Source organism: Acinetobacter sp. 2JN-4 (genome assembly GCF_003687745.1).
GTDB lineage: Bacteria > Pseudomonadota > Gammaproteobacteria > Pseudomonadales > Moraxellaceae > Acinetobacter > Acinetobacter halotolerans.
Map to the genome: position 1 here is coordinate 219,591 of NZ_RDNY01000004.1, position 15,760 is coordinate 235,350.

12 protein-coding genes are annotated in these 15,760 nt (G+C 40.2%); 9 read left to right on the top strand and 3 right to left on the bottom strand.

Features of this window, described 5'->3' with window-relative positions:
- The 4 genes from EAH57_RS07930 (at window position 1) to EAH57_RS07945 (ending at window position 2,985) form a co-directional block, all read left to right on the top strand.
- On the top strand, window positions 1-933 hold the full coding sequence (locus EAH57_RS07930; protein ID WP_121929588.1) for a penicillin-binding protein activator: 933 nt from the start codon (window positions 1-3) through the stop codon (window positions 931-933).
- 12 nt (window positions 934-945) lie between these two features.
- Window positions 946-1,350 (top strand): YraN family protein, encoded by a 405-nt coding sequence (locus tag EAH57_RS07935; RefSeq protein ID WP_004670499.1) that lies wholly within the window; start codon window positions 946-948, stop codon window positions 1,348-1,350.
- A gap of 69 nt (window positions 1,351-1,419) precedes the next feature.
- Window positions 1,420-2,109: a BON domain-containing protein gene (locus EAH57_RS07940; protein ID WP_121929589.1), complete on the top strand. Its 690-nt coding sequence runs from the start codon at window positions 1,420-1,422 to the stop codon at window positions 2,107-2,109.
- A 3-nt stretch (window positions 2,110-2,112) separates the two neighbouring features.
- Complete coding sequence (locus EAH57_RS07945; protein ID WP_121929590.1) at window positions 2,113-2,985, top strand: alpha/beta hydrolase; 873 nt, start codon at window positions 2,113-2,115, stop codon at window positions 2,983-2,985.
- 16 nt (window positions 2,986-3,001) lie between these two features.
- On the opposite strand, the gene nudC is transcribed toward EAH57_RS07945, so the two are convergent.
- From nudC to dnaQ, 3 genes are all read right to left on the bottom strand, one after another.
- Window positions 3,002-3,754 (bottom strand): NAD(+) diphosphatase, encoded by a 753-nt coding sequence (gene nudC, locus EAH57_RS07950; protein ID WP_121929591.1) that lies wholly within the window; start codon window positions 3,752-3,754, stop codon window positions 3,002-3,004.
- Window positions 3,754-5,400, bottom strand: a complete 1,647-nt coding sequence (locus tag EAH57_RS07955) for a chemotaxis protein (protein WP_121929592.1) — start codon at window positions 5,398-5,400, stop codon at window positions 3,754-3,756. Before EAH57_RS07955 ends, nudC begins: the two co-directional genes overlap by 1 nt.
- A 126-nt stretch (window positions 5,401-5,526) precedes the next feature.
- The gene (gene dnaQ, locus EAH57_RS07960) at window positions 5,527-6,885 is read right to left on the bottom strand and encodes a DNA polymerase III subunit epsilon (RefSeq protein WP_121929698.1); all 1,359 of its coding nucleotides are present in this window, start codon (window positions 6,883-6,885) and stop codon (window positions 5,527-5,529) included.
- Between the two features lie 279 nt (window positions 6,886-7,164).
- Between dnaQ and EAH57_RS07965 the strand changes: the two genes are divergently transcribed.
- The 5 genes from EAH57_RS07965 to EAH57_RS07985 are packed head-to-tail and all read left to right on the top strand — an operon-like array spanning window position 7,165 to window position 15,745.
- Window positions 7,165-10,212, top strand: a complete 3,048-nt coding sequence (locus tag EAH57_RS07965; RefSeq protein ID WP_121929593.1) for a lytic transglycosylase — start codon at window positions 7,165-7,167, stop codon at window positions 10,210-10,212.
- 8 nt (window positions 10,213-10,220) lie between these two features.
- A complete protein-coding gene (locus EAH57_RS07970; protein ID WP_121929594.1) occupies window positions 10,221-12,041 on the top strand; it encodes an extracellular solute-binding protein in 1,821 nt (606 codons plus the stop codon).
- A gap of 53 nt (window positions 12,042-12,094) precedes the next feature.
- Window positions 12,095-13,165, top strand: coding sequence for a microcin C ABC transporter permease YejB (locus tag EAH57_RS07975; RefSeq protein ID WP_121929595.1), 1,071 nt, complete (start codon window positions 12,095-12,097; stop codon window positions 13,163-13,165).
- A complete protein-coding gene (locus EAH57_RS07980; RefSeq protein ID WP_121929596.1) occupies window positions 13,165-14,175 on the top strand; it encodes an ABC transporter permease in 1,011 nt (336 codons plus the stop codon). The genes EAH57_RS07975 and EAH57_RS07980 overlap by 1 nt, the downstream gene beginning before the upstream one ends.
- A complete protein-coding gene (locus EAH57_RS07985) occupies window positions 14,153-15,745 on the top strand; it encodes an ABC transporter ATP-binding protein (RefSeq protein ID WP_121929597.1) in 1,593 nt (530 codons plus the stop codon). The genes EAH57_RS07980 and EAH57_RS07985 overlap by 23 nt, the downstream gene beginning before the upstream one ends.
- The last annotated feature ends 15 nt before the right edge of the window (window positions 15,746-15,760 follow it).

Consider the following 15,760-nt stretch of genomic DNA (forward strand, 5'->3'; position numbering starts at 1 on the left):
ATGTATTTAAAAAAATATTGGCTGCTACTCAGTTTGGCAGCATTGATTAGCCCTGCTTATGCGGACGTGTTGGTGATTCTACCTGAATCTGGTGCAATGGCGCGAGCTGGTGACAGCATCAAACGAGGTTACTTGAGTGCTTATACAGCATCGGGCAGTAAAGAAAAAATTATTTTTGTTGATTCAGCAAAAAGTAGCATCGAACAGATTTTTAAAACAAAAGTGAATAAGAAGACGCGGTTGGTGGTTGGCCCATTGGCACGATCTGAAATTGAAACTGTGATGAAGTTGAAGCCGAAAATTCCAGTTCTAAGCTTAAATGACGTCAATACGCAAGCGGACAATGTCTGGCAATTTAGCTTAGCCAAACAACATGATGCAGTGGCTTTAAACAAATTGCTTGAAAAAGATCAAATCAACAAACTATTGATCTTACGTCAAGCGGGAACAGAATCTGCTACTGAATTGCTTATGATGGCACTGATGTCTGAATCTAGATCTGAGATCGAAGTTATCAATGAGCTGCCGAAAAAATTAGCAAAAAAAACAGGATTACTACTGCTTGGTGATCATCAATGGATGGAGCAATTAGGTTCATTACCCAAACAAAATATTTATGCGACACCACTCAGCATTGAGCAGGGCAAGCATATACCAAACGGATTGCGTTTTTGTGATACACCTGCTTTATACAACGGGCAGTGGGCTGATTTAATTGAAGCCTATAAAGAGCAACCTGAAAACATGGCATTTCAAAGACTTCTTGCCTTTGGTGGAGATGCATGGACGATCAGTCAGCAGTTTTTATCTAGCCCGGATAAACAATTTTCCTTTGTAGGGCGTACTGGTGCAATCGATGTTAAAGCTGGCATGATTAACAGACAGCCATTTTGTTATGAACAACAAAAAAATGGGATTCATATTTTAAAATAAGATCACTGAATGATGAAACAACAGTCAAATTTATTGGGGCAATGGGCAGAACAAACCGCGATGTCATTGCTCCGTTCACATGGTTATCAATGTGTAAATCAAAATTATCATTCACGTTTTGGAGAAATTGACTTAATTGTAAAACGTGGAAAAGAGCTTGTTTTTGTTGAAGTAAAAGCAAGATCGGCTGGGAGTTATGCACAAGCTTTCGAAGTGATTTCAAACGCACAGCGACGTAAGATTATTAAGACTGCTCAGTTCTTTTTACAAAGATATCCAAGTTATGGAGACTTTGATTGTCGTTTTGATGTGATTTGTTTTGATTTTCCACAGAAAATTGCAAAAACAGTACAACCAGATTTTTCAAAATTGCAGTATGATCAGCAATGGATTGAACATGCATTTATTTTAGATTAATCGTGGCAAAAATGGTCTGAAGATAAATGTGGAAGATTGAGAAAATGTGTGAATAGGGAGTCTGGCCAAGTGTTAAAACCTTTATCGATTACGCTGCTTTGTGCTGCAAGTTTATCTGGATGTGCAAGCTTTATTTCTGGTGGAACGGGAACGGCACCTGTTGGAACAAGCAGTGGTGAGCGTAGTCTAGGGCAGGTTTTTATTGATTCTTCAATTAAACGTACTGCAAATGTCAATTTGTATAAGCTAGACAATCGCTTTAAACAGGCACGTATCAACATTGAAAGCTTCCACAGTAATGTTTTATTGACAGGACAAGTGCCTGATCCTTATTTGAAACAATTGGCTGAAGACAATGTACGTGCAATGACGGATGTCAAAGCGGTGCATAACTATATCACTGTCGGTGATAAAGTCGCTTATAGCACGATTATGCAAGATTCAACGGTGACTGCAAATACACGTGGTTTACTGATGAGAGCCCCGGTTGTTTCTGACAGTAAAGTTCTTGTACATACTGAAAATGGTGTGCTGTATGTGATGGGACGTTTGAATACTGCTGAAATCAGAGATTTAGATGATGTTTTACAAAAAGTCGGGAATGTAAGTAGAATAGTTACCTTGGTTGATAATATCGATCAATCTTCAGGAGCTGCAACGCCGATGATGGGTTCAGCATCAACACAGTCTTTAGTTGAAACACCAGTTGCCATTGATCCTGATCAGGAATCTGTGACTATTACGCCAGTTAATCCTTAATTTATGAAACAAATTATTCAACAAGTGCAACAAAACGTGATACGGGCGAAAAACTTTTATCAAGAATTTCGCCTGTATGATTTTGCAAGTTATTCAATTAACTATTTGACGCCTAAAGATACTTTTGAAAAAGAAGAGCATCTCGCGTACGGGTTAAAGGCAAGACAGCGTCTAGATTTATATCGCACCAAAAATCCTAAAAAACAGCGACCTTTGATTGTATTTGTACATGGTGGTTCGTGGCAGCATGGCAATAAACGAGATTATCTATTTATTGGAGAAACATTCGCGCGGGAAGGTTATGATGTTGCCGTGATTAATTATCATCTTGCACCTGAACATATTTTTCCAACATTTATTGATGATATTGCTCAAGCTATTCATTATTTAAATCAGAATCAAAGCAAGCTGGATATTTCGACTGACAATATTATTTTGATGGGACATTCGGCTGGTGCTTTTAATGTCATGTCGGTGGTGTATTCAGCCCAAGCACAAAGTTTTAAATATAAAGATAAAATCAAAGCGATTATTGGCTTGGCAGGGCCTTATCATTTTGATTATGTTGGTGATCCTTTATCGGAACATGCTTTTAATCTAAATATTCCCTATCAACAAGTCATGCCTTGCTATTTTATTGAGCCAAATCAGATTAAACATTATTTGCTAATGGCTGAACAAGATCAGTTAGTTGGTAAAGAAAATAGTTATAAGCTTGATAATGCTTTAAGAGAAAAGGGTAATCATAGTCATATCGCGGTGATCCCGAAGACGGGGCATGTTACGATTTTGGCGACGTTGGCAAGTTTGATGAGTCATTATTTTAAAACGAAGCGGACGATTTTACATTTTATGGAAGAAGCCTTAGAGCCTTAAAAATAAAAAAGCATCACTAGGATGCTTTTTTATTCTCGATCATTTGCATAATCATTGCATGCGCAATACTGCCTTTGAACGGAATTTCTGGTAACTGATCAAATTTAAAGAATTGAGCATCACTGATCTCCTCAAGCTGTAATTCGATTTCGCCAGAATCGTATTCCGCATGAAAAGCAATCATGAGATTACTTGGGAATGGCCAAGGTTGGCTCGACATATAGCGAATATTTTTAAGTTTTAAACCCACTTCTTCTAAAGTTTCTCGCTGTACCGCCTCTTCTAAGGTTTCACCAACTTCAACAAATCCAGCAATTAACCCATACATATTGCTCTTGTTATGCGCTGATTTAGCTAGTAACACTTCATCATGACCTTTGGTAATAATCGTAATGATACAAGGTTGTACACGTGGATACTGGTGATATGCACAAGCAGGGCAAACCATTGCATATTCTTTGGTATGAATATCGGTTGGATGCCCACAATGACTACAGAATTTGTGATTACGTCGCCACTCGAGTAGCTGAACGGCACGACTTGCTTGCAAAAAGTCTGTGGTAGACCAGCTTTGGATTAGTTCCCGAATAGGAATAAGTTGATATCCTTCGGGAATAGACTCACCTTCAAAAAGATCGCGTGCAATGACACGATCATTGTGATGTATCGGCAAGTCACTTGCTAATTTTTCAACCTTGGGTAGTTGGAAGTTTTCATCTACTAAAAGTTTTTGATGTTGAAAAATATACGCAAGTGATAGTTGAGACATTAGGCTGCTAAAGTTTGTAATTGCTGACTATTTGATAATGCCACATCGAACATAGATTGCAATACAGGTTGTTTGTTTCTTAGGTTATCGACCAGTAAATCTAAACCTGCAACGACATTTAGAATACAGTTAATTTGTTCCGCATCGAACACTAGGTTTTGTGCTAAACGATTTTCTGCAAAATGTGCTGCACCTAAGAGCGCCGTTTGTTGCGCTGAGCTACCTAAGAATTGGGCAGCACCAGAGAGCTCTTTTAAGTATTTAGGCAATGCTTCTAAACTGTGTGCAGTTGGGTCTTGAATATATAGGCTTAAAGTTTGCGTCAATGTTTCCACGAGTGATTTTGTTTCAGTCAACAAGGCTTTATGTGCTTCATCCAAACGGTCTAAAGAGATATGCATATTATTGACGCGTAACTGTAGACGGCTAGATGTGTAATTACGCTCCAAAATTCCAATTGAATTCATGGATGCTAAAATACTATTCATCAACTGCTGAACTGAAGTCGCATCCGTTAGAGTGTTGGATTGGCTTAATTTTTCAGCTTGTTGTGTTAACTCTCTTGCTGCCTCATTTAAATTCAGCACCTTGAATACATTAGAAAGCTGATTTAATTTTAGCTGAATCTCTTGGGTTTTTTCATTTGACATATTTTGGTGATTGTACTCAATTTCATTGCGAATTTGAGCCATTTCATCCGTCATCAATTGGCTGATGGTGTGAATGGTTTCATAGTCAGGGCCGTATAAATGACGACTTAAAACCTGTAGCTGTGTATCACTCAATAGCTCATCACCAATATTGAGTTGTTCTCTGATATGCTGAGAAACATTGTCTTCTTGGCTGATGCAAATAGATAGAATATCTGCAAGATCTGCGAGGTTACTTTGAAACGCAGGAGGGGCAGCTAAAAACTTTCCAATATTGGTTTCGATTTGAATCAGGGTGCGCAGACGAGCTTCTGTAATCGAAAGTTCATCAATGAGACCTAAGCCAACATTCACCAATTGCCAGTATTGTTGACTTGGAAGGTTGGAAGCTAAGCCAGCTAGATAAACGCCAACCAGTTTAATTCCTTGCAAATCTAATGGTGTTTCGACTTGTTTAATCAGTTTATTTAAACATAGCTTATAAAGCTGATGAATGTATTGCGATTGTTCTAAGCTTGGTGCTTTAGGAAGGTTGAAGCTCGGTGTGATAAATCCAAGTAAGGGTTGGATTGTTTGACCTTCTTTGGTCATCGGTTTGCCCAGAGCGAGCTCTAAACGATTGAGTGTATCCAGTAAAAATTGTGGAACTTTGACTTCGCGAAGACAGATAAACTCAATATAACGTCTCAACATCGTTGTTCCTTCACTAAGCGCAACGACATCACTGATTTTGATTTGTTCAGGTTGAGCCATGATTTTACGCATAAGCTCGGTAGAATATTGAGTAATTTGTGACAAATGTGGCATATCAATCAAAGCAAGTACTTGCGTACATTGTTCAAATTGATTGAGCGCGTCATCAATCCCAAACGGTAGGGCCTGTTCTTCGGCAAGCGTATTTACTGCAGTTTCTACCAATTTAATCGAATTATCGATCTCATTTTTTATTATTAATAATGCCGTTGGGTCGAAATGAATCGAGGTTTGGTAAGACATATGACCTACACCTTTCCTGAGTTGTTATATCCATGTACCTCCTTTTCAGGAGGTCTAAATCACTGACAGTTAATATAACTTAACTTTGAGCACTTAAAATATAAAAACCAACCTCGATCAAAAAAATTATTTGGCGAAAAGGCAAGCTTCTCCATGTTTTTCTTCATATTGTTTGACCCATGTCTCATGTTCATTTAACTCATGTTCTGATGGTTTGATAATGACTAAGTCAACTTGAACACTTTGACGGGTTATTTTCTTTTCATCTTGTTCTGCTTGAGTGAGCGTGTCCATATCAAATGCGACTTGTCCACCGGTCATCGCAAGATAGACATCTGCTAAAATTTCAGCATCGAGTAATGCGCCGTGGAAAGTACGGTCACGTGCAGGAATTTCATAGCGTCTTACGAGTGCATCCAAAGAGTTCTTTTGTCCAGGATGTTTGTTTTTCGCTAGTGCTAAGGTATCGGTGACTTCACAAACTTCAGAGAGTAAAGGTAAGCCAACACGTTTAAACTCCATATTCAAGAAGTTCATATCGAATGCGGCGTTGTGCGCGATAATTTCAGCGCCTTTTAAAAAGGCAAATAGTGTATCGGCAATTTCTGCATATTTAGGTTTGTCTTTTAAAAAGTCATCGCTAATACCATGCACATTTTCAGAATCACCGACAGGTTTTTCTGGGTTGATATAGATGTGAATCGAGCTGCCTGTGAGTTTGCGATTGATCATTTCAATCGCGCCCACTTCGATAATGCGGTCACCATCTTGAAAATAAAAACCTGTGGTTTCCGTATCGAGAATTAGCTGACGAGGGCCTTGCAGATGTACTTTCGCTTCAGTAATCACAATGTGCGGGTGCTGATTTGTGGATGGGGCATCCATCACAACCTCACTAGATACTTCAGTTTCCTCTCCATTGTCTATAATTTCTTCAGGCTCTGACGCTTCAATCATCTCATCTGTATTAGCTTCTAGATCTAATCCAAAAGGATCATTTAAGAGCCAATCAGCTTCAGGCTTTTTTATATCAGCGTTAGCCTGTGTGGGTGATTTCAGTTGTTGAGCAATTTGTTCAGCACCTTGATTGGCTAACTGGTCGGCCATTTCATTGCCTTCATGCCCAGCATGACCTTTGATCCAGTTCCATTCGATATCACGATTGGCACAAACTGCATCTAATTTTTTCCACAAATCTGGGTTTTTTACGTCTTTCCAGTTTTTCTTTTTCCAACCATGAATCCACTCGGTAATGCCTTGTTTGACATAGTTAGAGTCTGTCCAAATAATAAGATGAGCATCTATTGGACAAAAAGAAACGCCTTCAATGGCTGCTTGAAGCTCCATTCGATTATTTGTAGTTTCAGGCTCGCCACCATAGAGTTTATGTTCACCTTGTTCGGTAATGATGTATGCCCCCCAACCCCCGAGACCTGGGTTACCTTTACATGCGCCATCAACATAAAGCGTGATTGTCTGTGACATATTTGAACCTGAACAATAAAACGGATAAAAGCTTGAAGTGTTTCTCATGCAACTACGCATGAATAGACATTCCAGTGGATAGAGAATATTAGCATTCCCATATGAGAACTTGCATTGTAAAGCCAAATTTTGCTTGAGAGCGTTACAAAACTCATCTTTTTTAATTTCTTGTAACATTTCCATGCAAATCACGTTAAATTATTGCCTTGTCTAAGTGACATGCTTTACTACAATGGCAATTCAAAGTAATAAACTAGCGTAAGTGGACTGGAAGATTTTATGTATAAATCGAACACATTGGTGTGGCAAACATCTGCAACATCATTATTCAAAATTACTGTACTTACTTCTGCTCTGGCTGCGTTGGGAATTACAACGGGATGTTCCTCAACACCTCAATCAAATAAGGCTTCATCTTCTAAGCAACTTGGCTCGGGTTATTTAGACGCAAGTAGTTTAGATTCACTTGAAGATTTACTTTCTGCGACGGACATGCGAGCAGTAGAAGGTGATCGTCTACTGGTGTTGAAACACGGTGATGTGTGGAAACGAATGACCGTAGGTTTCAAGATGGATTTGAACCGTCGGGACTCTCGAATTGAAGCACAACGTGGTTGGTTTATTTCTCGTCAGCCTTATCTAGATCGTCTAAGCGCACGTGCCAGCCGATATTTATATCACACTGTGAAAGAAGCAGAACGTCGTGGCATGCCAACTGAACTCGCATTATTGCCTGTGATTGAAAGCTCCTATGATCCAGCAGCAACCAGTAGTGCTGCGGCAGCAGGCTTGTGGCAGTTTATTCCAAGTACGGGACGTATCTATGGTTTACAACAAACCAGCCTATATGATGGTCGCCGCGATGTTGTGGAATCTACACGTGCTGCCTATGAGTTTTTAGGAAGTTTATATAATCAGTTTGGTTCATGGGAATTGGCTTTAGCCGCTTATAATGCTGGGCCAGGACGTATTCAACAAGCGATTAACCGTAATAAAGCCGCAGGTTTGCCAACGGATTACTGGTCTTTAAAACTTCCACAAGAAACCATGAATTATGTACCTCGTTTCTTGGCAGTCGCACAAATTATTAAAAATCCAAATGCTTTCGGAGTCGCGTTACCACCGATTGCCAATCGACCTCACTTTCGTGAAGTTAAATTAGCTGCACCTTTATCATTGAATGAGATATCATCCATTACTGGGCTAAGTCGTTCAGAGTTATATGCCTTAAACCCTGCACATCGTGGTGAGACGATGGATCCGATGAGTCCATTGCGAATCTTAATTCCAGCGGATCTAAGCCCTTCAATTGATGCAAGATTGCGTTCTAATAAAGCTGGTTCAGGTGGTTTTTGGGCAAGTAAAACACCACCGCCTGTGATGAACAATTCATCAGGGGCTTCGACCACAATTCGAACTACAACCACTCCGGCACAGACAAATAGCCCAACACCGAAGACAACAGCGCCGTTGACCACCAGTAATACCTCGAAACCAACGTCAGCTCCAACCACGACCAATGTTAAGGTAAATACCCCACGTGGATCAGATGCTTTAGCATCTTTTGCTGCATCAGCGAATGTGCCAAGTGCGCCACGTATTCCTGTTGCCATCACTCCAGCGGCAAATGTAAAGCCTGTAAATATAGAGCCGCCAATTTCAAATCAAGAGCGTGAGCAAATTGTTGCAGCGATGAAAATCGAAGGTGAGCCGAAGTCTGCTACACAGGTATTAGAACCTCAAGCTACACAAGCTGAAAAGGATCAGGTTGTTGCTGAGATCAAAGCGATTGCACCCAAAGGCACTGAAATCGTAGATCCATTTGATGGCAAGATTAAGTTAACTGCGATTCAGACTAGCCAATCGGTCTCCGACGAAAAAGGCCAAGAAGTCAGTAAAGGTTTTGCTTATCCGAAGAACTTGGTTGAAGACAAAGCGACTGCCAATAGTGATGATGCCAAACGTAATCAGGGTAAGCCTTATATCAGCACTGACAATGATGTTGTCGTGGTTGCACCAAAAGGCAAGCGTAGTACCTATGTGGTTATGCCGGGTGATACTTTAGCTGTGATTGCCCAAAAAAATGGTGTGAATTGGCGTGATATTGCCAAATGGAACCAAGTTGATCCAGCAGGGACTTTATTTGTAGGTACAAGTTTATATTTATATGATGCGAAGCCTCAAGCCGAAGCTGTAAAAGCAACTGAAGCTAAACCTGAGAGCTATGTTGTACAATCGGGTGATAGCCTAACCACCTTAGCGGCTCGTTTTGATTTAACGCTTAAGCAATTGGCTGATTACAATAATTTGTCGGTGACAGATGGTTTGTTTGTTGGTCAACGATTGACGCTCAAAGAACCAAAAAATAATACGCGTGCTCCGCAACAAACAGCCCGCGCGACTGAAACAAAAGTTGCCGCCACACAAAAAGTTGCCACCACATCTTATACGGTTAAACGTGGCGAATATTTAAAATTGATTGCTGATCGTTATGCATTATCCAATCAAGAACTTGCTGATCTAACCTCTGGTCTAACTGCAAGTAGTAGTTTGTTGGTCGGGCAAAAAATCAATGTCCCTTTGCAAGAAGTTGCTGAGCCTAAAAATACCGTTAAATATGAAAATGTAACTGCATCAACCAGCTATAAGACTGAAAATTATACCGTGCAACGTGGCGATACATTATCCAGTATTGCTGCTAAGTCAAAAATGACATTGAGTGAATTAGCTGAGCTGAATAATTTGAAGTCAAATAGCGGTGTGCGTTTGGGTCAAAGTTTAAAAATTCCAGCTGGTTCAACGACACCTGATCAGTATGTGGTTCAGTCTGGCGATAGTTTGAATGCGATTGCAGGTCGATACAACTTGCAAGTGAGCTATCTGGCGGACTTGAATGGCTTGCAACCAACTTCGGGTGTGCGTATCGGTCAACGTTTAAAATTAACTGGCGAAGTGGCTAAGGCAGAAACACCAGCTCAACCAGAAGTTAGCAGAGCAAGTAACGCACCAGCAAACCGAAATACTGCAAATACAGAACAATACACCGTTAAAGCAGGTGAGTCGTTAAATAGTATTGCAAGCCGATTAGGTCTGTCTGGTCGTGAACTTGCTGATTTAAATCAATTACGTGCCAATGCAGGTTTACAACGTGGTCAAACCATTTTGATTCCTAAAACCGTGACTGAATATAAGGTTAAACGAGGAGATACTTTGATTGGTTTAGCCAGTCGATATGGTATGCAAACTAATGCTCTCGCGGAAATGAATGATTTGACACCAAACACTCAACTCCGTATTGGTGATGTTATTAAAGTACCAAATTTATAAGGATATATATGAATTGGTCTCATGGAAGAGCACAAACTCTCATCCTTTTATTTGGTTTGGGATTGAGTAGTCAATTCAGTTTGGCTGCTCAACAAACCACACCTTTCTTGGCTGTACATGCGAGTCCTCAATACTCGCATTTACAGGTTATGCCTTATGCAAATGCACAAGCACCAAAAGGCGGCGTGCTTAGTCAATCCAGCAATGGAACATTTGACAACTTAAACAGCATGAATGGCAAAGGCAGCTCAACCGATGGTGTGAACTATTTATTTGATACCTTGATGGATTCTTCGTTAGATGAACCAAATGTCATGTATCCGTTGCTTGCAGAAAAAGCGACTTATGATCCACATAAGCCTAAATTTGTTGTTTTTTATCTGAATCCCAAAGCGCGGTTTAGTAATGGCGATGAATTGACCGCTGTGGATGTCAAGTTTACCTTTGATACCTATCAACAAAAAGCCAACCCTGGCTTGAAAATGTATCTATCAGATTTAGAAAAGACTGAGGTGTTGTCAAAATACCAAGTCAAATTTACTTTTAAATCTGATGATAATGCCGAAATGCCATTAATCGTCGCAAGCTTACCGATCTATTCCAAGCAAGAATGGCAAAATAGAGATTTTACCCGTGTGACGATGCAGCCAATTTTAGGTTCAGGGCCGTATTTGATTGATCGGATTGATGCAGGTCGAAGTATCACTTATAAACGTAATCCAAATTATTGGGCGAAGGATTTACCTGTCAATCGAGGTCGTTATAACTTTGATCGGCTCAGATATGTGTACTATCGTAATTTGGATGTGACCTTTGAAGGATTTAAATCTGGGCAATTTACCTTGCAGGAAGAAAACATTTCACGCCGTTGGGTTACTGAATATAAATTTCCTGCAGTTCGAGATGGCTTGGTCAAAAAATATAAAGTGAATTTAGCGAGGCCCTTAGATTTTCAGAGCTTTGTATTTAACACCAGACGAAAACCATTCGATGATATTTATTTACGTAAAGCACTGAGCTATGCCTATGATTTTGAGTGGCAAAATAAAGCCCTGTTTTATGGACAATATCAACGTTTACAAAGTTACTTTGCTAACAGTGAATTAGCTGCAGTTGGTCGACCATCTGCAGCAGAAATGTCAGTAATCGATCCGTACTTATCTAAATTAAATCCATTGATGCAAAAAGGTGTCTTGGCGGATTGGAAATTTCCAGCTTCGGATGCCAGCGGTTTCAATCGACAAAATTTATTGTCTGCTCGCCAAATCTTGCAAGATGCAGGTTATATAGTCAAAAATGGTCGCTTACTTGATCGTCAGGGTAAGCCGATTGAAATTGAACTTTTAATTCACCAAGATGGTCTGCAACGGACATTAATGCCTTTTGTTCGTAATTTGAAGCGTCTGGGCATTACAGTCAATATTCGGCATGTAGATGTGCCGCAGTATATCGAGAGAATGCGACGCAGTGATTTTGATATGACCACCATGCGGCTACCTCAATCGATTTCTCCTGGTAAAGAGCAAGCACAATTCTGGGGAACTAAGGCCGCTGATGAAGAAGGAAACTATAATTTCGCGGGTATTAAAAACCCAGCCATCGATCAAGTGATCCAAAAAATTATTGCTGCTGAGAGTCGTGAACAAGTGGTACTGTATACACGGGTATTAGATCGGTTATTGCGCGCAGGCTACTATCATATTCCAACGTATGGAAAGCCCGAAACATGGTTGGCTTATTGGGATATGTACCAACAACCAAAGCAAAAACCAAAACTATCGATTGGTGTTGATTATTGGTGGGTAGATGCTGAAGAGCAAAGAAAGTAAGTCAATATTTGCGGAAAAAATAATCAGTCTGGACAATAATAGGGATAAGATTGATGGGAACATATATATTAAAACGGCTACTCCTGATTATTCCAACTCTGTTTTTTATTTTGTTGATTAATTTTGCAGTGATTCAAATTGCGCCGGGCGGACCAGTTGAGCAAGCGATTCAGCAAGCGCAAAATTTCCAAGGTGTAGGGGTGTCTGGAGGAGAAACAGCACAACAAAGTTCCCAGACTCAATATCAGGGCGCTAGAGGGCTGAGTGCGGACATGGTGGAGCAAATCAAGGCGCAGTATGGCTTTGACAAATCAGCACCAGAGCGTTTTTGGCTTATGCTCAAAGGATATTTAACATTTGATTTTGGTACCAGTTTTTTTAAAGATAAACCTGTTACCCAATTACTTTATGAAAAAATGCCAGTCACTATTTCGCTGGGTTTATGGAGTACGCTGTTAATTTATTTGGTATCTATTCCATTGGGAATACGTAAGGCCAAACAGCATGGCTTGATTTTTGATAAATCTACATCGTTATTATTGGCAGTAGGCTACGCTGTTCCTTCTTTTGTCTTTGCCGTGTTATTGATCGTATTTTTTGCAGGTGGCAGCTATTTCCAATGGTTCCCACTACAAGGTTTGGTATCAGAGAATTTTTCCCAACTCAGTATGCTCGACAAAATTAAAGATTATTTTTGGCATATGAGTTTGCCATTGTTGAGTATCGTGCTGGGTGGTTTTGCTGGTTTAACCTACCTGACTAAATACTCCTTCATGGAAGAATTAAACAAACAATATGTACTTGCGGCACGTTCTAAAGGACTGACTGAAAATCGCGTGTTGTATGGTCATGTCTTTCGTAACGCCATGTTGATTGTGATTGCTGGATTGCCTGAAGCATTGGTTGGAATCTTTTTCGTTGGTAATTTATTTATTGAGATTATTTTTAATCTTGATGGACTTGGGCTGCTCGGCTTTGAAGCAATTGTTCAGCGTGATTATCCTGTGATTTTTGGTACATTGTTCTTATTCACTTTACTTGGACTGATTCTACGTTTAGTCAGTGATGTACTGTATCAGGTGATTGATCCTCGTATTAACTTTGATGCGCGAGGAGTGAAATAATGTCACCTGTAATGCAAGCACGATTAGATCGTTTTAAGAAAAATAAACTTGGTTTTCGCTGTTTTGTTCTTTTTATGATTATTTTTATTTTGTCATTGGCGGCTGAGTTTATCGCCAATGACAAGCCTTTAATCGTGAAGTATCAAGACAGTTTTTATTTTCCTGTCTTTAAAGATTATCCAGAAACCACGTATGGTGGTGTTTTTGAAACAGCAACAGATTATCAAGATCCTGTGGTACGTGAGTTAATTTCGTCTCATGGCTGGATGCTTTCGCCCATCGTTCCTTTTTCATTTCAGACACCAAACCTTGATTTAACTGTACCTGTACCCTCTAAGCCGACTGCACAAAACTGGTTGGGGACGGATGATCAAGGACGGGATGTATTGGCGCGAGTACTCTACGGTCTACGGGTGTCTTTACTATTTGGTTTTGCTTTAACTATTTGTGCAGCGATTCTAGGAATTATTGTGGGTGCGGTTCAGGGTTATTATGGCGGCTGGATTGACTTACTTGGGCAACGTATTCTTGAGGTTTGGGGTGGTTTGCCAATGTTATTTATGGTGATGATCCTCGTCAGTATGTTTACCCCCAATGTATATTGGCTTTTTTTGATTATGTTGTTATTTGGCTGGACGGCTTTAGTCGGGTTGGTACGCGCCGAATTTCTCCGAGCACGAAACTTTGATTATGTTCGTGCAGCAAGAGCACTTGGCGTCACGGATCGGACCATTATTTTTCGACATATTTTACCCAATGCCATGAGTTCGAGTTTATCGCAACTCCCATTTATGTTGACTGCGAATATTACGGCATTAACTGCTTTAGATTTTTTAGGTTATGGTTTACCTCCAGACGCTGCTTCGTTGGGTGAATTACTCTTACAGGGTAAAAATAACCTGAATGCCCCTTGGTTGGCATTGTCTGGCTTTTTTACGCTTGCAATTGTGTTGTCATTATTAATTTATATTGGGGAGGCAACACGTGATGCATTCGATCCAAGACAATAAACCTATCGATCATGATCTTTTAAATGTTCAACAGCTTTCTGTTTCCACCGCAGCAGGACAGGTCTTGGTTGACCAACTCACGTTTAGTCTAAAAGCTGGAGCAACTTTAGCTATTGTAGGGGAGAGTGGTTCAGGCAAATCAGTGAGTAGCTTAGCTTTATTAGGTTTATTGCCAAGCCATTTAAAAACACAAGGGCAAGCATGGTTCAGTGATCAAAATCTATTGGCTTTAGATACGCTAGCTTTACGACAAATTCGCGGACAGAAAATTGCCATGATTTTCCAAGAACCGATGACCGCTTTGAACCCTTTGCATCGGGTAGAAAAAATCATTGGAGAAAGTTTGTTATTGCAAGGATGGTCGCAAACTAAAGTAAGAGAAAAAGTCATTGCTCTATTAAATGACGTTGGAATAGCTGAGCCTGAACAGAAATTAAGACGCTATCCACATGAGTTGTCAGGTGGACAACGTCAACGGGTGATGATTGCGATGGCTTTGGCGCTAGAGCCCGATATTTTAATAGCAGATGAACCGACAACTGCTTTAGACGTTACCCTACAAACACAAATTTTGAATTTGCTTAAACAGCTACAGCAGCAACGCAATATGGCGATGATTTTGATCAGTCATGATTTGAATCTGGTCAAGCGCTATACGGATGATGTGGTTGTAATGAATAAAGGGCGGGTTGAGGAGCAGGGAGCAGTCACTACAATTTTTGCTCGACCAGAAGCGGCGTATACGCAGCATTTGCTTGATCATGACTTTGGTGAGGCACTACCTTCTACTGAGCAGCAAATTATTCTGGAATTAAAGCAACTCGCAGTTAAGTTCCCGATTAAACAAGGCTTATTAAACCGAATTAAAGATTATTTTATTGCGGTTGAACCACTGGATTTGGCGCTGGCACAGGGTGAGTCTTTAGGTATCGTGGGGGAAAGTGGTTCGGGTAAATCGACCTTAGCATTGGCAATTACACGTTTGATAGACAGTGACGGCAGGATCGTTTTCTTAGGAAAAGATTTAAATCAACTCAATGAAAAAAGATTACGCCCTTTACGAACCGATTTTCAGATTGTGTTTCAAGATCCATTTAGTAGCTTAAATCCTCGAATGACGATTGGACAGATCGTTGGTGAGGGATTGGCGCTCAAAGAGCTGAATCAAGCGGTTGTAGAGCAACAGATTGAACAAACGCTTGAGAAAGTTGAACTGCCCATTGATTTTAAAAATCGTTATCCACACGAATTGTCAGGAGGACAACGGCAACGTGTCGCATTGGCCCGCGCATTGGTTTTACAACCTAAACTTATGATTTTGGATGAACCAACTTCAGCCTTAGATCGCACCACACAACGTGCAATCGTGAAATTGCTTAGACGATTACAACAGCAGGAGCAGATCAGCTATATTTTTATTAGTCATGACTTGCAAGTCGTCAAAGCATTGTGTCAAAAAGTGATGGTATTGCGTCATGCAAAAGTTATGGAATATCAATCTACTGAGTTACTTTTTTCACAACCTCAAACTGAATATACCCGTCAGTTGATTGCTGCGAGTCAGTACTAGTATTGCAATTAAATT